The sequence below is a fragment of the Colwellia sp. F1 genome, assembly GCF_056238625.1.
Map to the genome: position 1 here is coordinate 97854 of NZ_JBWDLI010000003.1, position 23859 is coordinate 121712.

Here is a 23859-nt window from a genome sequence, read left to right on the forward strand (position 1 = left end):
AGAAACAACATGATTTTGTAACAAGTTACCCCCGCAGGTAAAGTTTACCGTCACTATTTTTTCTGATAAAACAACCGAGGATAAACGACTCAGCTCGTAAAAATATAAGCGTTTAACGCTACCAATATATTGTGCCACGCCAAGCATCAACATTACATTATTAAAACACTACTTTGTGCTAAGACTCGCATCTGAATTGGGTTTCAGTATATAATTTGGTAATACACTACAACATGTCACATTCCGCTATGCTCCACTCTACTAAAAATAATTATGCTCGTCCTGACACCCCTATGGCTAAAAGCGGCGCTGGTTATTTATTTAAAGGTTTTGAATTAATTCGTACCAAAGGTATTCGCCGTTTTGTGCTAATACCATTAATCATCAACTTACTTCTGTTTAGTATCGCTTTCTATTTTATATTCAAAGAGCTAGACCATTATATGACGATTGCAATGGCTTGGCTGCCAGCTTGGTTAAATTGGCTCAGTACTATTTTGTGGCCATTGGCGGTATTAACAGTACTGGTGCTGTTTTCTTTTTTATTTAGTACCGCAGCCAATTGGCTGGCTGCGCCTTTTAATGGTTTGTTGTCTGAAAAAATGGAAAAGTTATTAATCGGTGAATCCATGCCCGATGACGGTATAGTAATGATAGTGAAGGATATTCCAAGAACGTTAGGTAGGGAATGGACTAAACTAGCATATTATGTGCCTCGCGCTGTTGGTTTTTTTATCTTAATGTGTATTTTACCTATCATTGGGCAGGTCATTTGGTTTCTATTTATCGCTTGGATGATGGCTGTGCAATATAAAGACTACCCCTTTGATAACCATAAAATTTCTTTTTCAGAAATGAGGCAATTATTAAAACAACACCAAGGGTTAAGTTATGGTTTTGGCATCAGCGTTACCGTATTTGCTATGCTCCCCTTAGTTAATTTGATTATTATGCCAGTCGCAATTTGTGGCGCTACCGCACTTTGGGTTGATCATTATCGTGATAATTTCTACCCTAAATGAACAAAGTTTAAAACCGTTGTTAAACACTAATTTACAGACAAGCTTTCGCCTCGCACTTTTTATAAAAACCGTATATATTAACGTCAGTAGGATTCAAAAAGTTTGATACAAAAATAACAGGAACGGATTACATGACGATAACAACCATCAGCAAGTGTATATTATTAGCAACAAGCATTGTATTTAGTTTTAATGCCGCTGCTGTTGAGGATGAGCAAAACACCAGCAAAGGGGTATCAATTACAATACCTGTGGTAGAAGACGCCCGTGTTTTTGCTAATTTAACCGACAGCACCCCCGCTGTTCTCAATTATTTTACTGCTGCAACCGAGCAAGAGGTTGTTAATTTTTACCAGCAAGCATTTGGTATTGCGATGAGTAATGAAAGAAAGCGTGAGCGTTTAACCTTAGTTTACCAAAAAGCACATCAAACAATTCGAGTGATTATTTCTGAACAAAATAACAAACGCCAAGTAGATATTATGGTGAACAGTAATTAATACAGCCAGACGCGTTGCTAGCTCAATGGTGCTCTGGTAAATGACTCAACTAATATATAAAAGCCCTATAATTCATCACGAATATAGGGCTTAATTTATTTTATTGCATTAATTTATTGCTCTGAAGATGTTGTACATCTAGCGAGTTTATTATTCTGATTGTGCTGTTTTTACTTCCATGTCATCAGCTACTGTAGCATTGCTCAGTATTGCTGAAACGGTCATTACAAATACTGCAAAAATAACCGTAGTCAGCTTTAACCCTTTAGGGGATGACTTACGCATTTTAGTTACCTAATTACCATTTAGTTATTTTTATTTCTTTTATGTTTACGACATTAAAGTGTTTACAGCATTTAATAACCATTTAACGTTATTTGCTTAAAACACTTGATTAAAAACTAAACTATTCCATTTAAAAATTCAAGCTAATTATTGATTTTTTTAATCTTTATTACACTTTTGTTAAACCCTTGCCTTCATTGTAGCAATACGAATAAACATTTATCCTTTAATTACAACTACTTTTTATATTTTTTCGTCACTTTTATTCAGCCGTAATATAGAAATTAAAACTTGTTAGTAGTTGTTTTCATTAGCTTTTTATGAAAAGTAACCTAATACAACCTAAAAAACATTGAATATTGTGTAATTAAATTTGCGATATGCCTAATGGTAGGGGAAAATACGTCTAATTCAATTACACCTTTTCAATAAAAATAGATCTGGAGCTAATATGTCATCGCGTCAAGAACTAGCGAATGCAATTCGTGTTTTAAGCATGGATAGTGTACAAAAAGCAAAATCAGGGCACCCAGGTGCCCCTATGGGAATGGCGGATATCGCTGAAGTTTTATGGCGTGATTTCTTAAAACATAACCCAAACGATCCTAATTGGGCTGATCGTGATCGATTTATATTATCTAACGGTCACGGTTCAATGCTAATTTATTCGCTATTACACTTGTCTGGCTACGATTTATCTATTGATGATTTAAAAAACTTCCGCCAATTACATTCTAAAACGCCAGGCCACCCTGAATATGGTTACACTCCTGGTGTTGAAACAACCACAGGGCCATTAGGTGCTGGTATTTCAAATGCTGTAGGAATGGCTATTGCAGAAAAAACCTTGGCCGCACAATTTAATCGTGATAAACACAATATTGTTGACCATTACACTTATTGTTTTGTTGGTGATGGTTGTTTAATGGAAGGTATTTCGCACGAAGCTTGTTCGTTGGCCGGTACATTAGGGTTAGGCAAGTTAATCACCTTTTGGGATGATAACGGTATTTCAATTGACGGTAATGTTGAAGGTTGGTTCACTGATAACACTCAACAACGCTTTGAATCATACGGTTGGCATGTTATTAGTGTTGACGGTCATGACAGCGAAGCGATTGCCGCTGCCATAGTTGAAGCAAAATCGGTCACCGATAAACCCAGCATTATTTGTTGTAAAACTGTTATTGGTTTTGGTTCACCAAATAAATCAGGAACACATCACTGTCATGGCGCGCCATTAGGGGATGATGAAATAGCGGCAACTCGCGAGTTTTTGAACTGGCCTCATGCACCATTTGAAGTGCCTGAAAATGTTTATGCACAGTGGGACCAAAAAACAAAAGGCGCTGCGAGCCAAGTGAGTTGGAATGAAAAATTCGCTGCGTACCAATCTGCTTACCCTGAGCTAGCAAGTGAATTTGAACGCCGTGTTATTAAAGGTGAATTACCACAAGACTTTGAAGAAAAAGCCAATGCCTTTATTCAACAATGTCATAACGACGGTGAAAATATTGCGTCACGTAAAGCATCACAAAACGCCATAGAAGCTTTTGGCAGTGTTTTGCCTGAAATGCTTGGTGGCTCTGCCGATTTAGCCGGTTCAAATTTAACTCTTTGGTCTGGCTCAAAAGGCATTGAAACCGACCCGGCTGGGAACTATATTTATTACGGTGTACGTGAGTTTGGCATGAGCGGCATTATGAACGGTATTTCGTTACATGGTGGTTTTATCAACTACGGCGCTACTTTCATGATGTTTATGGAGTATGCACGTAATGCGGTGCGTATGTCAGCGTTAATGGGCATTCAAAATATTTTTGTTTATACTCATGACTCGATTGGTCAAGGTGAAGATGGTCCAACGCATCAGCCGATTGAGCAATTAGCAAATTTACGTACGACACCAAACTTAACCACATGGCGCCCATGTGATGCAACAGAATCAGCCGTTGCTTGGAAAGCTGCAGTACAAAACCAAAAGGCACCTTCTGCCTTAGTTTTCTCACGCCAAGGGTTACCTGCTCTGTCACGTAACCAAGCACAAGTCAATGATATTGCTAAAGGTGGGTATATTTTACAAGACTGCGAAGGAACACCTGAAGTGATTTTGATCGCCACTGGTTCTGAAGTTTCATTGGCGGTTGATTCTGCTAAGGCCTTAACCGAGCAAGGTGTGAAAGTACGTGTGGTTTCTATGCCTTCAACTAATGTCTTTGACGCACAAACAAGTGACTACAAAGAGTCTGTTTTACCTGCCAGTGTGAGTAAACGTGTTGCAATTGAAGCAGCACATGTTGACTATTGGGCTAAATATGTTGGTTTAAGTGGTGCAGTTGTTGGTATGACTACTTTTGGTGAGTCAGCACCGGGCAATGTATTGCTAGAGCACTTCGGCTTCACCGTTGCTAACGTGGTTAACACAGTCAATTCACTTTAGTTTAGTGCTATTGATTTTACTTTTTCAGTAAAACAACTTACGTGATAATAAAAAAGTGGGCAGAATATCTGCCCACTTTCATTTTTAGATAATACGGGTACCTCCGTAACGATAATTTTATGATAAACATTGCCATTAATGGTTTTGGTCGCATCGGCCGAAGCATTGTAAGAGCGCTTTATGAAAGCGGCAGAAATAACACTTTTAATATTGTCGCGATAAATGATTTAGCGCCCGCAACAGGTATTGCTCATTTATTGAAATATGACACAACGCATGGCCGGTTTTCATTTTCTGTTGAACAAGAAAATGAAACACTGATTATTTCAAATAGTAACACGCCAAAGAATGAGCAATGGAAAAACGAAATAGCTTTACTGCATTGTGATACGATTGAGCAATTGCCTTGGCACGAACATCACATTGATATTGTGCTCGATTGTACGGGTATTTTTGGTAGCAAAGCAGATGGCTTAGCCCATATAAAACAAGGTGCTAAAAAAGTATTATTTTCGCACCCTTGTACTCAAGATATTGATGCAACTATTATTTATGGGATTAATCATCAATCTTTAACAAGTAGTGATTTGGTCGTGTCTAATGGTTCTTGTACCACTAACTGCATTGTCCCCGTAATAAAAGTACTCGATGATGCTTTTGGTATTGAAAGCGGTACTATTACGACCATTCATTCTTCAATGCATGATCAACAAGTCATTGATGCCTACCACCCTGATCTACGCCGAAGTCGTGCAGCAAGTCAGTCTATCATTCCCGTGGATACTAAATTGGCGCTGGGTGTTGAACGTATATTACCCAAATTTAAAGGCCGGTTTGAAGCGATTGCCGTTCGGGTACCTACCTTGAATGTTACTGCAATGGACTTAAGTGTCACCGTAAATGAAGACGTGAGTATTAGTGCCATTAACCAGGTAATCCAACAAGCTCAAAAAACTGCTTTAAGCGCACAAGGTTTACAAGGTATTCTCGCTTATACTGAAGAGCCGCTTGTTTCTGTAGACTTTAACCATGATATACACTCTTGTATTGTTGACGGCAATCAAACTCGTGTTAGCCATAAGCGTTTGGTTAAGATGCTAGTGTGGAGTGACAATGAATGGGGTTTTGCTAATAGAATGCTCGATACAGCTCAAGAAATGGCTGAGGTTTAGCGTTTGGAACTAAAACGTTAATCACGTCATTTTAAATACTCGCGTATAAGGGGTTTTGTGCCCATCCCCTCGAAATAGACATTAGATTTAAAAAGAAATTATTTGTAGTGGTAAACTCTGTCATGAAAAGTTTACCACTTTGATAATTAAAAATGACTTTTTGGTAAGATTTGAACCTTCGCTGAGGCCCTGTAACAAAATCTGTTACAGGGTCGTTAAATTTCAATCGAGAGATTTACATGCTTAAACTTTAGCGTTAAAGCGAACTCTTGTCTCCATTACAATATCAAGCGCGTTAAGGTGGACTTCCTCTCTGAACATGGATCTTGCATCGTAGGGTTTCATAACAACCTTTTCTTCAGTGATCCTAATTCTTTCAGCTGATCTTTTTTCAGCTTGTTCAATTACGTCCATGACATGAATTCGGCCAACAACGTCTTCTTTGGTATATAATTTATTATTTCCTGGTGCTTGTGTCTGTGTTTTATTAGTCGCTACGGCAACATTTAAAAAATCAGTGGCTTCAATCAATTTATCACTAGCGTTAAGTTTAGCTTTTAAGTAGTTGTATTCTCCTTTTGTTAGCTCATGATCAATGATGTCTATTTCATCGCCCGTGTTGGTAAAATCAAATTTTTTATTAAGTAGGTTGGGTTGCTCTTTTGCCACCTCCGCTAAAATACGCTGAGTTTCAGAGACCATGTCAGCAGCAGAGGTTTCTTTTTTTTGCCAAAAGTCAGCTATTTCTTTAAGATCTTTCTTTAAAGCTACTTTTTCATCAGCAGTAAGTTGATTTGTTTCTACTTTAATAGTTGCGGCACTTTGTTGTGATGATGTTGCTATCGTATCGTTAGAGGTGCGGAGAATACTTTGTGTCTTTGACGGGCTTACTTCCATATTATTTATTTGTTGCGCTTGTGTTGGCGAGTTCATTGAAGTAAGTATTGGAGTTGATGCTGACGTAATAGGTTTCATGTTCTTTTTCTTTTGAGCGTTATTTATAAACTTGGTTTAACAGGTTATCGGTCGTTTTTCTATGAACTTAAGCCATTTATTTTGAGTAAATAAGGAGAAAGTTAATAGAGCCGCCAGTTCCAGACATTAGTTCAGCTACTAATATATATGCTGCTGATGCCAACTTTGCCAACGATAATTTAGCTTTAAAAGCAGGAGTGAATTTTGTTTTACTCCTTTTAGGTATATGTCTTGCACCACCTAATGGAAAGTTAACGGTAATATCGACATTCGATAATTCAATATATGTGTCTGATGACATATCAACGGATGTGTTAACTTGGTCAGGTATTGAGGTAGCAGCAAAAGCTAAGGGAGTTACCAGCGCAGAGGCCAGAGTTGTAAACTTTAACGACTTTATGTCATTTCCTTGTGTATTGAGAGAGTTTAGCTACGAGCGGAAATCGAGAGAGTAAATATCTAAATTTTAGCCTGACTCCTATCAACCCTTGAATACAATATCACGCAGACTAGTAAATTGTATATGTATACATAGTGCGAGTTTCTCATCTCGTCAATGAATGTGGGTGCCACAGAAATAGCTAAAGAATTAGGGATAGGTAGATCTAGCGTTGATTCAATCATCAAAGAGGAACTACAAAAAAAAAAGCAGGCACTTATTAAGTGACTGCTTTTTTTAGCATAGAAAGCTAATAGCGAATATAAATTATAGATAAACTACACTTACACTACTTTGCTTCTTGATAAAACTTCATTAAGCTTGCAGTAGAGCAGTCATGTTTATCAGAGATATTATTACTTTCTAATTCTGCTTGTATTTCAGCCGCTAAACCTTTCCCTAGTTCAACACCCCACTGATCAAAAGAGCATATTTGTAAAATAATACCCTGAACAAATATTTTATGTTCGTAAGCCGCAATTAAACTGCCAAGTGTTCTAGGATCGATGCGTTTTAACAAAATGGTATTGGTTGGTCTATTACCTTTATGTACTTTATGCGGAGCAACCTTCTCTATATAGTCAGCAGTACGGCCTTTTGCTTTAAGATCAGCTCTAACTTGCGCTTCATCAACACCCGCCATTAACGCTTGAGTTTGTGCGAAGAAGTTAGCCATTAATGTTTCATGGTGCCCTCTTACAGGCGTAACACTTTCTACTGAGCCGATAAAGTCAGCCGGCACCACATTATTACTTTGGTGCAGGTATTGATAGAATGCATGCTGGCCATTAATACCCAGTTCACCCCAAATAGAAGGTACTGTAGCATAGCCTACTTCTTCCCCGTCCCATGAAACAGACTTACCGTTACTTTCCATTTCTGCTTGCTGTAAATAGGCAGACAACATATGTAATGTTTGATCATAAGGTAAAATAGCTTGTGAACGCGCGCCTAAGAATGTGGTGTTCCACACACTAATAAGGGCCATTATTGTAGGCATGTTATTTCTTAATGGCGCGTTAATGAAATGTTGGTCCATATCGTTAGCACCATCAAGCAATTCCATAAACTTATCAAACCCTAAATCAAGGGCAATGGCTAGACCAATAGCTGACCATAGTGAAAAACGTCCACCGACCCAATCCCACATACCAAAAATGTTTTGCTCTTCAATACCAAAACTCATCGCGTTTTCTTTATTTGCGGTTACGGCAACAAAATGTTTTGCAATGGCTTTATTATCAAACGAAGCACCGGTTAACCACTTCATCGCTGTTTTGGCGTTGGTCATGGTTTCTGTGGTTGTAAATGTTTTACTCGATACAATAAATAAAACATTCTGCGGCTCTAACGGGCGTAAAACTTCCACAATTTGTGCACCGTCAACATTCGATACATAGTGGACATTGACCGCGCCATCACTATAGTGTTTTAACGCCTCGGTCACCATTTGGGGACCAAGATTAGAGCCACCAACACCAATGTTTACAATGTCGGTTATACGCTTGCCTGAGTAGCCTAACCAGTGGCCTTCGCGTACTTTATTTACAAAGCCCTTCATTTTTTTCAGCTGGTCTTGGACCTGTGCGGTTATATTTTCACCTTCAACAATCAGTGGTTGATCACTTTGACGTCGTAACGCTGTATGCAGTACAGCTCTGTCTTCTGTTTTATTAATTTTATCACCAGAAAACATTTTATTACGCCATTCACACACTTGCGCTTCTTCTGCTAACTCTAACAGACTGTCGAGTGTTTCACAGTCTATAAGGTTTTTAGAGTAATCAAGCAACATGTTGGGTAGCTCAATAGAAAACTTCTCGAAACGTTTGCTATCATTAGCAAACAAGGTATTCATGTGTTGAGATTTTTTATTTAAAGCAAGTTCTTGGAGTTTTTTCCAGCTAGGCAATGTTTGGCGATCTGACATAATGGTTCCTGTAAATTCCTAAATTTTGAGTAATACCAAATTGGTACAACACCAAGTTAGTATTATATCAAATTGATATGATTATTATCATCGTAAACAATAATATTATTAAGCGTATTTATGACAATAATAGTGCTTTGGTAAGAAATATATGTTTTTTTAAATTTTTATGCTACCCTAATAAAAAATGACAACGCTGTCAATGCTTGTTTTGCTTCTTGTTTGTGTTTATATCATTTATAATTGAATTAAATGGAAGCGCATTATAGTGATTACTGCGTAGGTAAGGGAGCACTCCCCTATTGTTTGCTGGTAACCGTTACCTAGATAAAAAATAAGCAATTAAATAAAGGTTAAATTGATAAATGAAAACAACAATTAATGACGTTGCCAAACTTTCCGGTGTATCAATTAAAACCGTCTCAAGGGTGATGAATAACGAGCCGTCTGTACGCCAACTTACCCGTGAAAAAGTACAGGCCGCTGTAAAAGAGCTTAACTATCAACCCAATCTTGCTGCACGTAATTTAGCAGGTACTAAGTCTTTTACTATCGCTTATGTTTATGACAACCCTAATGCCTACTATATTATTGATATGCAAGAAGGTATTTTGTCTGCCTGCCGTCAGCAAGGTTTTGAGCTATTAATTAACCCTTGTGATTCTCAACAAGAAAATATTACGCAAGAAATAGTAAACACTATCAAGCAAGCCCGCGTTGCTGGCTTGGTGTTAACGCCTCCTTTTTCAGAGCAACCAGAGTTTGTTAAACGTATTACCGAACTTGACATAAAAGTAGTGCGTATTATGTCTGGAGATATCGCCCCAGACGAATTAAGCCCTTGTGTTATGGTAAACGATAGAGAAGCAGCTCAAACAATCACGCAACATTTAATTGATTTAGGGCATAAAAAAATAGCCTTTATTGCAGGTGGCGCTGAACATATGTCAACTATTGAACGTTACAAAGGTTATAGGCGCGCATTAAAAGCAAATGATATTCCCTTTAATAAGCACTTATTAATTGAGGGGGAGTATTCTTTTGAGTCAGGGGTTAATGGTGCTAAAACGTTAATGGCTGCTGGTCTTGGTAAAACTAACACCCCCACTGCTATTTTTTCCTGTAACGATGAAATTGCCGCAGGCGCTTTGTTTGCTGCTCGACTAATGAATATTAATATACCAGAGCAGTTATCCATTGCAGGTTTTGAAAACAGCCCATTCTCTCGTCAAACCTGGCCAAAGCTTACTACAGCTAACCAACCTAACAAACAAATAGCACAAGATGCTGCCAATTTATTAATTCGTCAAGTGCGTAAGCAAAACGGTGTTAAAGAATTAAGCCAATATATACCTCAGCTTGTTATTAGGGACTCTACCAGTAGCCCATTAATTTCTAACTAACGTTAGCAAGCCGGTTATTATTTAACAGCTAGAGAAATTAACTATAATTTATTAATTTCTCTAACAACAGTAAACTCTGAAGACGTTACATATTGCTCAATACCCTGGAGCTTTTTTTCAAGTGAGCTAAACTTCTCTTTAATATCATGAAAAGCCTGTTTAGGGGGTTCTCCCGACTGCCAAACACGTGTTTTTACTTTAATTGGTGTGTCTTCATATTCATCCCCCACTGAACCCGTGCTATTGAAGCTATAGGCAGAACTTTCCGTTTGGTGAAATTTTCTATTTGACTTTTTTAATGGTGTTTTGGGCTTGTCGTCTAAAATAAACCAGGCAGCAATATAACCTAAAATTAAAAAAGGGATACCAAATAAAACTCCTGAAACAACTAAAATCCTCACCAACCAAGGTTCCCAGCCGAGGTAGTCAGCAATACCCGCACAAACTCCAGCTATTTTGCCTTGTTTCGAGTTTCGGTAAAGTTCACCTCGTCTGGTCTTCATAGTTTATCTCTCCACTGTGGTGTTTCTACATCTAAAATGGCTTCTAAGGTTTTAATGCGATCAGCCATTTTGTCTGCTGTTTTTGATAACTCTGCTAACTGAATATACTCTTCTTCAGTTAGCCCCTGGTTAACTTGGCCTTTACTCCGGTAATGTAAGACTAACCAAATAGGCGCAACAATAACCAAAAAGATGATGATCGGCGCCATAATAATATCTTCCACTCTACTTCTCCTTAACTGTTCAATAGTTTTTCTGCTTTATCTCGCTGGTCTGTGCATCGTTAAGTAGCGAGCTAACATTGATATAAAAATAGGTAACTTGCGAGCTAAAGCGGCTTTCAATTTAACTTTTTAACGTCCTTTGTTAAAGATTACAATGGTTTTTGTTTCATTTTTTCTTTTAGTAAGGCTAATTCTTCATCAACTTTTTCACTGGTTTCAAGCGCAGAAATCTCATCGGCTAATGATTGGCTACCTAAGTCATAAGACTCTACTTGTGCTTCAATACCATCAATTTTGCTTTCATAACGGTCAAAGCGGCTTAAAGCATCATTAACCTTATTGCTGTTGATATTTTGTTTTACTTTTAAACGAGAGCTCACCGTTTTTTCACGTATAATTATCGCTTTTTGTCGTGCTTTCGCATCAGCTAACTTCTCTTGTAATTGTGAGATTTCATCTTGAAGCTTAGCAATATTGTCTTCAACAAGCACCAACTCTTGTTTAATTGATTGAGCTTTTTCGCTACTCTTTTTCTTTTCTATTAAAGCCGCCCGAGCCAAGTCCTCTCTGTCTTTACTTAACGCTAATTCTGCTTTTTCTTGCCATTGCTCAACTTCAGCGTCAAAACGTGCTATTTGTTTAGTTAACTGTTTTTTATCCGCTAATGTTTTCGCTGAATTAGATCGCACCTCAACTAATGTGTCTTCCATTTCTTGGATAATTAATCTAACCATTTTGGCAGGATCTTCTGCTTTATCTAATAAATTATTAATATTAGAATTAATAATATCGGCAAACCTTGAAAAAATTCCCATTACAACACCCTCTTTTCTTAAATTAAAAATTTCAGTTATACTGCTTAAATATAATAACTATTAATATATCGTTAGTATTATTCATTTTTTACGCCAATATGTCATAATAGATTAACCTTATGTTTTAGAAAGTATTTTTTATAGAGTAAAAAATACTTTTATCTTATGTGTTAATGAAATACACTATTTGTTAGTGAAATTAACTAACATCAAGTCTGGTTGCGCTATTCCTATTAAAGCCAGATGAACAGTTAACACAGCTAAACTTAATATTTTGGGTATCAATCATAGGTCAACGCATGGCACGCTTTAATAAACAAGACAATCTTCTTGGGCAATCTAATAGTTTTTTAGAAGTGTTAGAGCAAATTTCTCACATTGCACCGCTAAGTAAACCCGTATTAATTATTGGTGAGCGCGGCACAGGTAAAGAATTAGTCGCAGCGCGGTTGCATTATTTGTCAAAACGTTGGGAGCAAAGTTATTTAAAGTTAAATTGTGCCGCGCTAAATGATAATTTGCTTGAAACTGAATTATTTGGCTATGACTCAGGCGCATTCACTGGCGCTAACAAACGCCATGAAGGTCGCTTTGAGCGCGCAGATAATGGCACCTTGTTTTTAGATGAAATAGCCAATACCTCCAGCTTAATTCAAGAAAAGTTATTGCGTGTAGTAGAATATGGCGAATTCGAGCGTGTTGGTGGCTCTCGTACCCTAACAACAGATGTACGCTTGGTCGCCGCCACCAATGAAGATTTACCTAGTTTAGCTGCATCGGGGCACTTTAGAGCAGACCTACTTGACCGCCTCGCCTTTGACGTAATTACCCTACCACCACTAAGAGCACGCCGTGATGATATTGTTATGCTAGCTGAGCATTTCGCCATGGCCATGGCACGTGAATTAGAATTTGAATTCTTTAGTGGTTTTACCGAACAGGCTAAAAAGTCTATGCTTGAATACTCTTGGCCTGGTAATATTCGTGAACTAAAAAATGTTATTGAGCGAAGCGTTTATCGCTGTAATAACCCCCACTTACCAGTACATGATTTAGTTATTGACCCCTTTGAATCTCCTTTTAGACCAAGCCAGCGAATAAAAACACCCGACAACCCACTAAACGAAACCATAACAAATAGCTTCTCAACTTCCAAAAATCAGAATAAACAGGACAACACTAGTACCGAGTTTGCTCCAACAAATACCACTAGGGTAGCCCCCCCTAACCACATACCGTTTCCTCAGTCATTAAAGTCATTATCACAAAATTATGAAATTACCTTAATTAAATCGGCATTAGCTCACTGTCAATATAATCAAAAGAAAACCGCACAAGCGCTTGAATTGACCTATCATCAATTAAGAGGTTATTTAAAAAAATATAACTTACTCGATGGTAACGATGCCGATGAATAACATTAAAATTAACCTTGTTTTGTGTTTAAGCTTACTCGCTTTGTTTGGCTGCAATGACAAAGGCCCTGTGTCAATAAATGAGCGAGGCGTTCTATACTGCGCTGAAGGCTCTCCTGAAACTTTTAACCCACAACTGATCACATCAGGCACAACCCTTGATGCCACATCAAACCAGTTATATGACCGCTTACTCAACTATCAGGGGCAAGAAAATACGCTTACACCTGCGCTAGCAAAAGCTTGGCATGTTACCCAAAATGGAAAAAAAGTCACTTTTTATTTACGCAAGGATGTCGCTTTCCATCAAACAGACTACTTTACTCCAACTAGAACACTCAACGCTGATGATGTTATTTTTAGCTTTAACCGTATCCTAAATACTGAGCATCCCTATCATTTAGTCTCTGGTGGAAGCTATCCTTTTTTTCAGAATATAGGTTTTAATCAACTTGTTGAAAAAATAGAAAAAATAAATGAATACACTATCCGTTTTCATTTGTATTATGCCGACAGCTCATTTCTTGCCAATTTAGCCACTGACTACGGGGTTATTTTATCAGCTGAATATGGCGAACAACTCATGCAACAGCAGCTAAAAAATAATATAGATACACATCCAATAGGTACAGGCCCTTTTAAACTAAAAGAATATCGGGTGAGTTCATTTATTCGTTTTTATCGCCATGAACAATATTGGCGTGGACCTGCACAAGTAGAACAGTTAATTTTTGATATTACCACCAGTAATACAAGCAGGCTGACCAAACTATTAGCAAAAGAGTGTGATGTGATGTCCTACCCCATCGCACATAACAAAATAACCCAGAACAAAAATTTAACCTTAGAATCTATTACCGCCCTAAATGTTGGTTATTTGGGTTTTAATGTAACAAAACCGCCTTTTAATAATAAAATAGTTAGGCAAGCTGTGAATTATGCCATTAATAAACCTGTGTTACTTCAAGCTATTTACCAAGGTAAGGCTGAGCCTGCAAGATCCATACTACCTAAAAGCTCTTGGGCGTATGATGACAGTATTCCACTGCAAGACTTTAACCCGACATTAGCAAAAGACTTATTGAATAAGGCAGGCTTTTCTCAAGGTTTTACCATGGACTTATGGGCTATGCCAATACGAAGGCCCTATAACCCCAACGCCATCACTATGGCCAAGCTTATCCAAGCTGATTTAAACGCTATCGGCATTAAAGTGAATATTATCACTTATGAATGGAATACTTTTTTAAACCGCTTAAAACGTGGTGAGCACCAGAGTTTCTTATTAGGTTGGTCTGCCGATCACCCCGATCCAGATAATTTTTTTTCACCCATGCTAAGTTGCTCTGCAGGTGATACGGGTAGCAATACAACTTTTTGGTGTAACCAAGACTACGACGAGGTCATTCACAACGCTTTAAAAACAAATGACTTAAGTCAAAGAAAAAAATATTACACCCAAGCAATGAAAATTATAACAGAAGAAATTCCCCTGATTCCTATTGCTCACTCAAAGCGTTACCAAGCACGTAATACCAAGATAACGGGAGACATACTCACGAGATTTGGTGGTATCAATTTCTACCAAGTAAATAAACATAAGGCGCTAACAACTCATCATAACATTGACAAGCCAGAACGCCCTTTAAATATGGATGAGAATTAATTATGTTCATTTTTACTTTGCGTCGGCTTAGTTTGTTTATTTTCACCATGCTAGTATTAACATTACTGTCTTTTAGTTTAGGATTTTTATTCCCTGGTGATGCAATCATCAATATGTCTGGTGCTGTGAACGCCACCCCGACACAATTAAGCGCAATAGAAAGTGCCTATAGAGCCGACAGCAATATTTTTTGGCAATATATCGCTTACCTACAACATATTACTCAAGGGGACTTTGGCATGTCTATGTCAAGTCAATCTGACATTGGTGCTGAGATGCTCAGCTTATTGCCTGCAACGATTGAATTAAGTTTAGTTGCCTTATGTATTGCGATGTTTATTGGTATTCCTCTGGGGTTTGTTGCCGCGATAAAACATAACAAAGCAGTAGATAACATGATTTTATTTATTTCTATGTTAGGTTACTCAATACCGGTATTTTGGCTAGGGTTATTAGCAATTTTACTCTTTTCAATTAATTTAGGCTGGCTTCCTTCTGCCGGACAAATAAGCTTATTGTACGAAATAAAGTTAATCACCGGTATTCAGTTTGTTGATATTTTACTTAGCGACAACCCTTATAAATGGCAAGCGTTTTTAGATGCTACGGCACATATCATATTACCGGCATGTGTTATTGCTGTTGCCCCTACCACTATATTTATTCGTTTGTCACGAACCTCTATGATTGAAGTACTAGAAACCAGTTATATTAAAGCCGCACATGCCAAAGGCTTAACCTTTCAACAAATGATATTTCGCCACGCTATTAGAAATGCTTTAATTAAAATCATTCGCCATGTGGGGTTACAGTTTGCCAACTTGGTGACTATTGCCATGGTAACAGAAGTTATTTTCAGCTGGCCAGGCATTGGGCGTTGGCTTATTGAAAGCATTTATCAACGAGACTACACCGCTATACAAGGTGGGTTGTTGGTTTTGTCTTGTTTTATTTTTATCGTACATATTTTAACTGATTTTATTTATGCTGCGTTAAACCCACTAGCCCGAGGTAATAAGTATGGCTCGTGATAAAATATATTTAGAGGAAGTTTTTCCGTCACCCTTTATGCAGTTATGGCAAATTTTTAGAAAAACACCGGTGGCAATGGTTGGTTTAAGCTGCTTTATTTTCTTGATTATTCTCGCTGTTTTTGCCCCGCTACTTGCCCCTCATTCACCTATTGACGGCCAACTTGATATACTGCTATTACCGCCAGCATGGCATGAAGAAGGAAACATCAGCTATTTACTTGGCACCGATGAATTAGGACGAGATATGCTTTCTCGTTTAATGTACGGTACCTCATTAACCTTTGGCCTTAGTTTTATCGTTGTTATAATCTCACTTGTTATTGGTGTGGTAATTGGTTCATTATCTGCGTTAACAACAGGGATAAAATCGAGTTTTCTTAATCACTTTCTTGATGTTATATTATCAATTCCCTCACTATTATTAGCGATTATTATTGTTGCTATTTTAGGCCCTGGCATTAGTAATACCTTATGGGCTGTCGTTATTATCCTTATCCCTCAATTTATACATATAACGCGCTATGCCGTAAAAGAAGAGTCACGTAAAGATTATGTGCTTGCCTCTCGACTCGACGGTGCCAGTCCTTTTAGGCTTTTGTATTATTCTATTTTTCCAAACATTGTTGATAGGATCATGAGCCAAGCAACATTAGCGCAATCCGCTGCTATTTTAGATATTGCTACCTTAGGTTTTTTAGGCTTAGGTGCACAAATTCCCCTACCTGAATGGGGAGCAATATTAGCCAACGGTTTAGATTTATTCTACATAGCCCCATGGACGGTTTATTTACCCGGTTTAGCAATTTTATTTGCCGTGATTGCCACCAACCTTGTTGGTGAAGGTATTCGCCATGCACTGAAGTTACGCAAGGATAAATAATGAATTTACTCGACATTAGAAATTTGTCCATTGAATTAATTGGTGACACAACCAATATTTTAGCTGTTGATAAAGTAAGCTTAATCATGAAAGAAGGAGAATTTCGGGGGTTAGTAGGTGAGTCTGGCTCAGGTAAATCACTCTTAGCACAAGCGATTGTAGGGGTTTTAGACGACAAATGGAATGTGCACGCAGATAGGTTTCATTGGCGTGGTATTGATTTATTAAGTTTATCTATAGCTGAGCGCAAGGCATTAATATCCCGTGATATTGCTATGGTTTTCCAAGAGCCTATGGCTTGTTTAGATCCAACAACAACAATAAAAAATCAACTGGCCGAAGCGATTGACACCAGTGCTTTTACTGGTTTTTTTTGGCAAAAAAGAAAGCAACGACACGACGCTGCGATTAATTTGTTACTTAAGGTAGGGATTAAAAATCATAATGCTTGTCTTAAAAGTTATCCGCATCAATTAACCGACGCAATATGTCAGCGTGTGATGATTGCTATCGCTTTAGCAAGAAACCCCGTACTACTTATTGCTGATGAACCTACTGCCGCAATGGAGAATACCAACCAAGGTCAAATATTTAGGCTGTTGGCCAGTTTAAATCAGTTGAAAAACATGTCTATATTGTTGATCAGCCATGACTTAGAAAACATAGCCTATTGGACCCATAAAATAACGGTAATGTACAGCGGCCAGTTTGTTGAGGCAGGCACAACTGAACAAATATTTAAAAGCCCCCTACACCCTTATACCAAAGCATTAGTGGATAGTAGCCCCAGTGCAAATTATCATTTACCGACTAAATCAAGGCTTATGACACTGCCGGGTAGCATCCCTATTCTACAGCACTTACCCATAGGTTGCCGGCTGGGGCCTCGTTGTCCAAGAGCACAGCAAGCCTGTGTACAAGCGCCTAAAATTACTAGTTTTCATGACCACAAAGTCAGTTGTCATTTCCCTTTAACGCAATTAAAATCAAAACGTAAAGCAGTAAAAGGCACAGATTAATATGACTGTATTACTTAAAGTAGACGCATTAAGCAAGTCTTATCTACAGAGGCGGTTTTGGTTTAAAAAAACTGTAAAAACAGTATTAGCGCCAATTTCCTTTTCTATTGAGGCACATAAAACGCTCGCAATTATTGGTGAAACAGGTGCTGGTAAATCTACCCTTGCCAAATTATTAGTTGGTGCAGAGCCTGCAACAAGTGGTGACATATACTTAAATGGCCAAGTACTACTCGACAGTAGTTATAAACAGCGTTGCCAGCATATTCGGATGATATTTCAAGATTCAGGCACAACACTCAACCCTAGTTTAACGATATTACAGTTATTAGACGAACCCTTGAAACTCAATACCCCCTTTAATGAGAAAAAGCGACAAGAATTGATCAGGGCAACGTTACAAAAGGTAGGCTTGCTGGGTGATCATATGAATTTTTATCCTCATATGTTTTCAGGTGGTCAAAAACAGCGTATATCACTTGCTAGAGCAATCATTCTTCAGCCACAGGTTATTATATTAGATGAGTCATTAGCGGCACTTGACCCTTCATTACGCTCACAGATGATTAACCTATTGCTTGATCTACAACAACAAATGGGCTTAGCCTATATTTTAATTTCTCATAATTTAGGGATTATTCGTCATTTTAGCGATGACATTATGGTGTTATCACAAGGCAAGGTAGTTGAATCAGGTAAAACGCTAGACATTATGAATAAACCTCAACACAAAGTAACTCAAAAGTTACTGATGAATCAAAATTTTCAAATGAGACCTAGAAGGCTTTAATTAGCAATTACTGTAAAATAACCTGAATTCGGTTTGAGCAATGTTTCTCTAGTCATTATCTAATGCCATAACGAAAATAGCGAGTGCTATACGCAGGGTATATCACTCGCCATTTGCATTTGTTAGTTACACCTAAGTGCTAATAACTTGCCGACTCAGCGACCGTTTTTCTGGTAATTTTTGCATCTACTTTCAATGAGTCAATATAACTTTGATAAGTCGACTGCGCTAATTGAGAAGTTTGCTGTTGAGAAAGTTGTGGGTCTACTTCGCCCGCTACCAGATCAACGGCTTGCACTTCTACCAAGGCTAAGTCGCCATTGCTAAGTGCAACGGTTGAAGCAGAAATATTGCCTTGCGTTGGGTGTGGCAAAACAAATGCCTCACGAACAATGCTTTGATCAATATCGGCACTATAACGGGTCATTTTTTCTTTGTTAATAAACTCTGCCTGGTTTTCAGCAAGTTTTTCACTAATATCATCACCAGCTTTAAACTGTGCCAATAGTGCTTCAACGGTTTGTTGTGCCTTATCTGTGGCTTTTTGTGCAACTAAAGTTGCCTTAATTTGTGCTTCTACTTCAGCCAGTGGTTTCACATTAGCTTCTTGGTAAGTGTTTAAGCGTAAGACTAAAGCTGAGCTATCATTGATTTCAATAATATCTGAGTTCATATTATCTTGCAGGACCAAATCAGAAAAAGCTGCTTCAAGTACCTGGGGATTATCAAAGGGCGCTTCGTTACCCGCATGCGTTAACCAAGGTGAAGTTTCTACTTTAGCATTCACTTCGTTTGCTGCATCGTCTAAGCTGTCTGGAAACTCAAAACTAATCCGTGCCATTTCTTGAGTTAGTGTGTAGTATTTTTCTTGTGCCATGTCGTTACTAACTTTGATATATAGCTCTTCTTTAACATCGGCTAGACTTTGGATAGTTTCTGCTTTTAACTCAGTTAATTTTATTATGTGGTAACCAAAGCTCGTTTTAACTAAGTCGGTTACTTCGCCAACATTCGTTAAGGCAAAAGCAGCTTCGTCAAAAGCATCACCCATAACACCTGGTTCTATAAAGTCTAAATCACCACCGTTTTCACCACTAAAAGTATCACTAGAAAATGTTTGCGCTAACGTGGCAAAGTCTTCACCTGCAGACAAACGCGCTAGCACTGTTTCAGCTTGCGCTTTGGCTTCTGCTTCACTGGTAGCATCGTCTTCTGTAAAACCAATAAGGATATGAGATACACGGCGTTGCTCAGCTTGTGTATAGCTTGCAATGTTGTCTTGATAATACGCAGCAACATCATCATCAGAAACTTGAATATCTTTAGCGATATCTTCAACACTTAAGTAAATATAGTTTACTTTTACTTGTTCTTTGTTTTCAAAACGATTTTGATTAGCTTGATAATAATTGTTAATTTCAACATCACTTACTTCAATGCCAGCTTCAAATTGCTTCGCAGAAATAGTTGCAAAACGAATATCGCGTGTTTGATTTTGTAAATTTTGTTGTAAAGTTTCTTGGTAAGGTAAGTTAAATTCGGTTGCCACTAATGCTTGAGATAATTGACGACGTGTCATTTCTACGCGTAAATAATCACGAAAGCTTGAAGATTGATAAAAGCCTGCTTGATTAATTAAAGCAAGGTAGCGATTGTTATCAAATACGCCATCAACTTGGAATTCAGGCATGTTTCTAATGGTATCTTTTATACGCTCATCAGATACACGGATTGAAAGGTCTTGCGCGCTTTGGTCAATAAGCTTTTCATTAATTAAATTATCTAACACACCTTGGCGAAAATTTGCCATATAATTACTGTCATTTGCTAAAGTTTCAAACATTTCGCCAAACTGTTGCGCCATGCGGTTACGTTGAGCCTGATAAGCTCTATCAAATGCTTGTTGTGTTATTTTTTCACCGTTAACCGTTGCGACTGAGGTATCAACCGAATTTGTGTAGCTACCAATACCAGCAACAGCGAAGGTTAATATAATAAGGCCAAGGATGATTTTGGCTGTGTAGCCCTGCGAGCTTTCTCTAATATTCTCTAACATTTTTATCTCTTTTCTCTAAAGCTGATTTGTAACCAACCGATTATTAATACTAATAATTAATATCGATTAATAATACCGATACTTAAGCTATAAGTTTTTGTTGCTCGCGATTTTAGCAGATGCAACCCACCGCTTGAAGCGCTAGATGACTTTTATTTGCTTTTATATTTATTGGTGTCAATTAAAAAGCAAAAGACCACCTTGAGGTGGTCTTTAAATAATATAAAAAATAATTACTCAACGTAATTAATTATATTATTAGCCATTACAAGCATCTTTTAATGCTTTACCCGCTTTAAAAGATGGGATTTTAGCTGCAGCGATTTGAATAGTTGCACCCGTTTGTGGGTTACGACCAGTACGTGCAGCACGGTCACGTACAGAGAATGTACCAAAACCAACTAGAGCAACCTGCTCACCACTTTGTAATTCTTCAGTTACAGCGCCAATAAATGAATCTAATGCGCGACCCGCAGCAGCTTTTGAAATGTCAGCGCCTTCAGAAATTTTCTCGATAAGTTGAGATTTATTCACAGTGTATACCCCTTCAATTGTTATTATTGCAACGCTATTTTTACTTGTCTTTAATAAAAGCTTTCATAAAAGTTCGTCCTATAAAAATAAAATTTAGTTTGTTGTTTTATTTTTTTTGAACATCAAGCGCCGAGTTTAAAAAATGCTGTTATGTCTACTCCTTTGTTACGAATACCTACTGGCGGTAACCCTGTTAGGTATACTAAACAAGGGGTCTAGCGACAAAAGCGTAGTTAACTTACCATAGTTTCAGCGTTTGAAAAGCCTTTATTTCACTTTTCTCTTGTTTTTTCGCCTTTTTTTGCTTTTTTTTGTTATTTACCATAAAAAAGCAACTTTAAGTGGCTGAAAATTATTCTACTTGCCACTGCTCTACCGGATGCTCAAGCGCGATTGCCAGCACTTCGTCTATCCATTTTACTGGATGAATTGCTAGATCTGCCTTAACATTTTCAGGGATTTCTTTTAAGTCTCGTGCATTGTCATGAGGGATCACAACCGTTTTTATACCACCACGATGCGCAGCTAACAGTTTTTCTTTTAAACCACCAATGGCTAATACTTCACCACGCAAGGTGATCTCTCCCGTCATAGCAACATCTGCTTTTACAGGGTTTCCGGTTAAGCTAGAAACCAGTGCTGTACACATACCAATACCAGCACTAGGCCCATCTTTTGGTGTTGCTCCTTCAGGCACATGTACGTGAATATCACGCTTTTCGTAAAAATCATCATTAATGCGCAGTTTTTCAGTCCTACTACGTACTACTGTCATCGCTGCCTGAATTGACTCCTGCATAACATCACCTAACGAGCCGGTATAAGTTAGTTTACCTTTCCCTGGTACAGACGCTGTTTCAATAGTCAGAAGTTCACCACCGACTTGTGTCCATGCTAAGCCCGTCACTAAGCCAACTCTGTTTTCTTCATCAGCTTTACCGTAATCAAAACGTTGTACACCGAGGTATTCATCTAAGTTGTCTTGTTTAACCACCACTTTTTTTAGTTTTTTATCTAATAAAATAGCTTTTACCGCTTTACGACATAATTTAGAAATTTCTCGCTCTAGCCCCCGCACACCGGCTTCTCGGGTGTAGTAACGAATAATACCAATAATGGCGCTATCTTCTATTATAATTTCATTGGCTTTTAAACCATTACGTTCTATTTGTTTTTCCACAAGGTGGCTGCGGGCTATATTAAGCTTTTCGTCTTCAGTGTACCCAGACAAACGAATAACTTCCATCCGGTCAAGCAATGGGCCAGGTATATCCATACTATTTGACGTGGCAACAAACATAACATCAGATAAATCATAATCAACTTCTAGGTAATGATCATTAAAGCTTGAATTTTGCTCAGGATCTAACACCTCTAATAATGCTGATGCGGGATCGCCTCGCATATCTGACGCCATTTTATCTATTTCATCCAATAAAAATAGTGGGTTTTTCACCCCAACTTTAGATATTTTTTGGATTAACTTGCCTGGTAAAGAACCTATATAAGTACGACGGTGACCACGGATTTCCGCTTCATCTCTAACACCACCTAACGCCATTCTTACGTATTTACGCCCCGTTGATTTCGCAATAGATTGGCCTAGAGAAGTTTTACCAACCCCTGGAGGGCCAACTAAGCAAAGAATAGGGCCTTTAAGCTGGCTAACACGTTGCTGAACTGCCAAGTACTCGAGTATGCGCTCTTTCACTTTGTCTAAGCCGTAATGGTCTTTGTCTAGCACTTCTTGTGCTAATGCTAGGTTACGTTTTAATTTACTACGCTTTTTCCACGGTACATTTAGCATACAGTCAATGTAACTTCGTACCACCGTTGCCTCAGCAGACATGGGCGACATCATTTTTAGTTTTTGTAGCTCAGCTAAGGTTTTATCTTTCGCTTCTGCCGGCATTTTCGCGTCTTCTATGCGCTGAGCGATTTGCTCTAGTTCATCAACGCCTTCTTCACCTTCGTTTAACTCTTTTTGAATCGCTTTCATTTGCTCATTCAAATAGTAGTCACGTTGGCTTTTTTCCATTTGTTTTTTAACGCGCGTGCGGATTTTTTTCTCAACTTGAAGCAGATCTATTTCGCCTTCCATTAGTGCCATTAAATGCTCTAAGCGCTTCACAATATCATTTATTTCAAGCACTTTTTGCTTTTCAATTAACTTCAATGGCATATGTGCTGCCATGGTATCAGCTAGCTGCTCTGCGTCATCAATACCGGCAACCGAAGAAAGTACTTCAGGTGGTATTTTTTTATTTAGTTTTACGTAACCTTCAAATTGAGAAATAGCTGAGCGAATTAAGATTTCATTATCATCTTCTGCGCTATTTTCGATTGCTAAATAGTCAATGTTGGCACTAAAGTATTCTTCGGTTTCAACAAATTTAACAACTTTAGCACGCTGTACGCCTTCTACTAACACTTTTACAGTGCCATCTGGTAACTTCAACATTTGTAAAATGGTTGCCACCGTGCCGGTTTCATAAACATCGCTCGCTTGAGGATCATCTACTGCTGCGTCTTTTTGTGCCACTAGAAATACCTGCTTGTCATTTTCCATCGCAAGGTCTAAGCAACGAATAGATTTTTCTCGGCCTACAAATAACGGTATAACCATTTGCGGATAAACAACAACATCTCTTAAGGCAAGAACGGGGATTTCAACTACACTCGATAATTCTTCGGTCATGTGTGTCTCTTTGAAAATATTATAATTACTGATAGAAAGTATATGGGGATAGATCGAAA

Annotated in this window: 21 protein-coding genes; 11 read left to right on the forward strand and 10 right to left on the reverse strand. The window is 38.1% G+C overall.

Going from position 1 to position 23859, the window contains the following annotated elements; genetic code table 11:
* Nucleotides 1-293 precede the first annotated feature (293 nt).
* Together cysZ and AC0UA9_RS03475 are read left to right on the forward strand one after the other, a co-directional pair.
* Complete coding sequence (gene cysZ / locus AC0UA9_RS03470; RefSeq protein ID WP_475657567.1) at nt 294-1022, forward strand: sulfate transporter CysZ; 729 nt, start codon at nt 294-296, stop codon at nt 1020-1022.
* 131 nt (nt 1023-1153) lie between these two features.
* Entirely contained in the window at nt 1154-1522 is a 369-nt protein-coding gene (locus AC0UA9_RS03475; protein WP_475657100.1) for a hypothetical protein, read from the forward strand.
* A gap of 150 nt (nt 1523-1672) precedes the next feature.
* Here AC0UA9_RS03475 and AC0UA9_RS03480 read toward each other — a convergent pair whose 3' ends face one another.
* Nucleotides 1673-1807, reverse strand: a complete 135-nt coding sequence (locus AC0UA9_RS03480) for a hypothetical protein (protein WP_475657103.1) — start codon at nt 1805-1807, stop codon at nt 1673-1675.
* A gap of 451 nt (nt 1808-2258) precedes the next feature.
* Here AC0UA9_RS03480 and tkt point away from each other — a divergent pair, with 451 nt between their 5' ends.
* The gene (tkt, locus tag AC0UA9_RS03485; RefSeq protein WP_475657107.1) at nt 2259-4247 is read left to right on the forward strand and encodes a transketolase; all 1989 of its coding nucleotides are present in this window, start codon (nt 2259-2261) and stop codon (nt 4245-4247) included.
* Nucleotides 4248-4366: 119 nt separating this feature from the next.
* Nucleotides 4367-5419: an erythrose-4-phosphate dehydrogenase gene (gene epd / locus AC0UA9_RS03490; RefSeq protein WP_475657111.1), complete on the forward strand. Its 1053-nt coding sequence runs from the start codon at nt 4367-4369 to the stop codon at nt 5417-5419.
* Nucleotides 5420-5662: 243 nt separating this feature from the next.
* Here epd and AC0UA9_RS03495 read toward each other — a convergent pair whose 3' ends face one another.
* From AC0UA9_RS03495 to pgi, 3 genes are all read right to left on the reverse strand, one after another.
* Nucleotides 5663-6394, reverse strand: a complete 732-nt coding sequence (locus tag AC0UA9_RS03495; protein WP_475657113.1) for a hypothetical protein — start codon at nt 6392-6394, stop codon at nt 5663-5665.
* 76 nt (nt 6395-6470) lie between these two features.
* Entirely contained in the window at nt 6471-6695 is a 225-nt protein-coding gene (locus tag AC0UA9_RS03500; RefSeq protein ID WP_475657115.1) for a hypothetical protein, read from the reverse strand.
* 427 nt (nt 6696-7122) lie between these two features.
* A complete protein-coding gene (pgi, locus tag AC0UA9_RS03505) occupies nt 7123-8763 on the reverse strand; it encodes a glucose-6-phosphate isomerase (RefSeq protein ID WP_475657117.1) in 1641 nt (546 codons plus the stop codon).
* Nucleotides 8764-9128: 365 nt separating this feature from the next.
* Between pgi and AC0UA9_RS03510 the strand changes: the two genes are divergently transcribed.
* A complete protein-coding gene (locus AC0UA9_RS03510) occupies nt 9129-10166 on the forward strand; it encodes a LacI family DNA-binding transcriptional regulator (protein WP_475657119.1) in 1038 nt (345 codons plus the stop codon).
* A gap of 41 nt (nt 10167-10207) precedes the next feature.
* Here AC0UA9_RS03510 and pspC read toward each other — a convergent pair whose 3' ends face one another.
* The 3 genes from pspC to pspA form a co-directional block, all read right to left on the reverse strand.
* Entirely contained in the window at nt 10208-10669 is a 462-nt protein-coding gene (gene pspC / locus AC0UA9_RS03515; RefSeq protein ID WP_475657122.1) for an envelope stress response membrane protein PspC, read from the reverse strand.
* Nucleotides 10666-10878: an envelope stress response membrane protein PspB gene (pspB, locus tag AC0UA9_RS03520; RefSeq protein ID WP_475657569.1), complete on the reverse strand. Its 213-nt coding sequence runs from the start codon at nt 10876-10878 to the stop codon at nt 10666-10668. The genes pspC and pspB overlap by 4 nt, the downstream gene beginning before the upstream one ends.
* A gap of 164 nt (nt 10879-11042) precedes the next feature.
* Nucleotides 11043-11708, reverse strand: coding sequence for a phage shock protein PspA (pspA, locus tag AC0UA9_RS03525; protein WP_475657125.1), 666 nt, complete (start codon nt 11706-11708; stop codon nt 11043-11045).
* Nucleotides 11709-12007: 299 nt separating this feature from the next.
* Between pspA and pspF the strand changes: the two genes are divergently transcribed.
* Genes pspF through AC0UA9_RS03555 form a run of 6 tightly spaced genes read left to right on the forward strand, consistent with a single transcriptional unit; the run spans nt 12008 to nt 18512 of the window.
* A complete protein-coding gene (pspF, locus tag AC0UA9_RS03530; protein WP_475657127.1) occupies nt 12008-13126 on the forward strand; it encodes a phage shock protein operon transcriptional activator in 1119 nt (372 codons plus the stop codon).
* The gene (locus tag AC0UA9_RS03535) at nt 13119-14789 is read left to right on the forward strand and encodes an ABC transporter substrate-binding protein (RefSeq protein ID WP_475657131.1); all 1671 of its coding nucleotides are present in this window, start codon (nt 13119-13121) and stop codon (nt 14787-14789) included. Before pspF ends, AC0UA9_RS03535 begins: the two co-directional genes overlap by 8 nt.
* A 2-nt stretch (nt 14790-14791) precedes the next feature.
* Entirely contained in the window at nt 14792-15820 is a 1029-nt protein-coding gene (locus tag AC0UA9_RS03540; RefSeq protein ID WP_475657133.1) for an ABC transporter permease, read from the forward strand.
* Nucleotides 15810-16703 (forward strand): ABC transporter permease subunit, encoded by an 894-nt coding sequence (locus AC0UA9_RS03545; protein WP_475657135.1) that lies wholly within the window; start codon nt 15810-15812, stop codon nt 16701-16703. Before AC0UA9_RS03540 ends, AC0UA9_RS03545 begins: the two co-directional genes overlap by 11 nt.
* Complete coding sequence (locus AC0UA9_RS03550; protein WP_475657138.1) at nt 16703-17722, forward strand: peptide ABC transporter ATP-binding protein; 1020 nt, start codon at nt 16703-16705, stop codon at nt 17720-17722. The genes AC0UA9_RS03545 and AC0UA9_RS03550 overlap by 1 nt, the downstream gene beginning before the upstream one ends.
* A 1-nt stretch (nt 17723) precedes the next feature.
* Nucleotides 17724-18512, forward strand: a complete 789-nt coding sequence (locus AC0UA9_RS03555; protein WP_475657140.1) for a peptide ABC transporter ATP-binding protein — start codon at nt 17724-17726, stop codon at nt 18510-18512.
* Between the two features lie 139 nt (nt 18513-18651).
* Here the strand turns inward: AC0UA9_RS03555 and AC0UA9_RS03560 are convergent, their stop codons facing one another.
* The 3 genes from AC0UA9_RS03560 to lon all read right to left on the reverse strand — a co-directional run bounded on the left by AC0UA9_RS03560 (nt 18652) and on the right by lon (nt 23800).
* Nucleotides 18652-20568, reverse strand: coding sequence for a SurA N-terminal domain-containing protein (locus AC0UA9_RS03560; protein ID WP_475657143.1), 1917 nt, complete (start codon nt 20566-20568; stop codon nt 18652-18654).
* A gap of 258 nt (nt 20569-20826) precedes the next feature.
* On the reverse strand, nt 20827-21102 hold the full coding sequence (gene hupB / locus AC0UA9_RS03565; protein ID WP_475657147.1) for a nucleoid-associated protein HU-beta: 276 nt from the start codon (nt 21100-21102) through the stop codon (nt 20827-20829).
* A 352-nt stretch (nt 21103-21454) separates the two neighbouring features.
* Nucleotides 21455-23800 carry an endopeptidase La gene (lon, locus tag AC0UA9_RS03570; RefSeq protein ID WP_475657150.1) on the reverse strand — a complete coding sequence of 782 codons (2346 nt, stop codon included), beginning with the start codon at nt 23798-23800 and terminating at the stop codon, nt 21455-21457.
* Between the last annotated feature and the right edge of the window lie 59 nt (nt 23801-23859).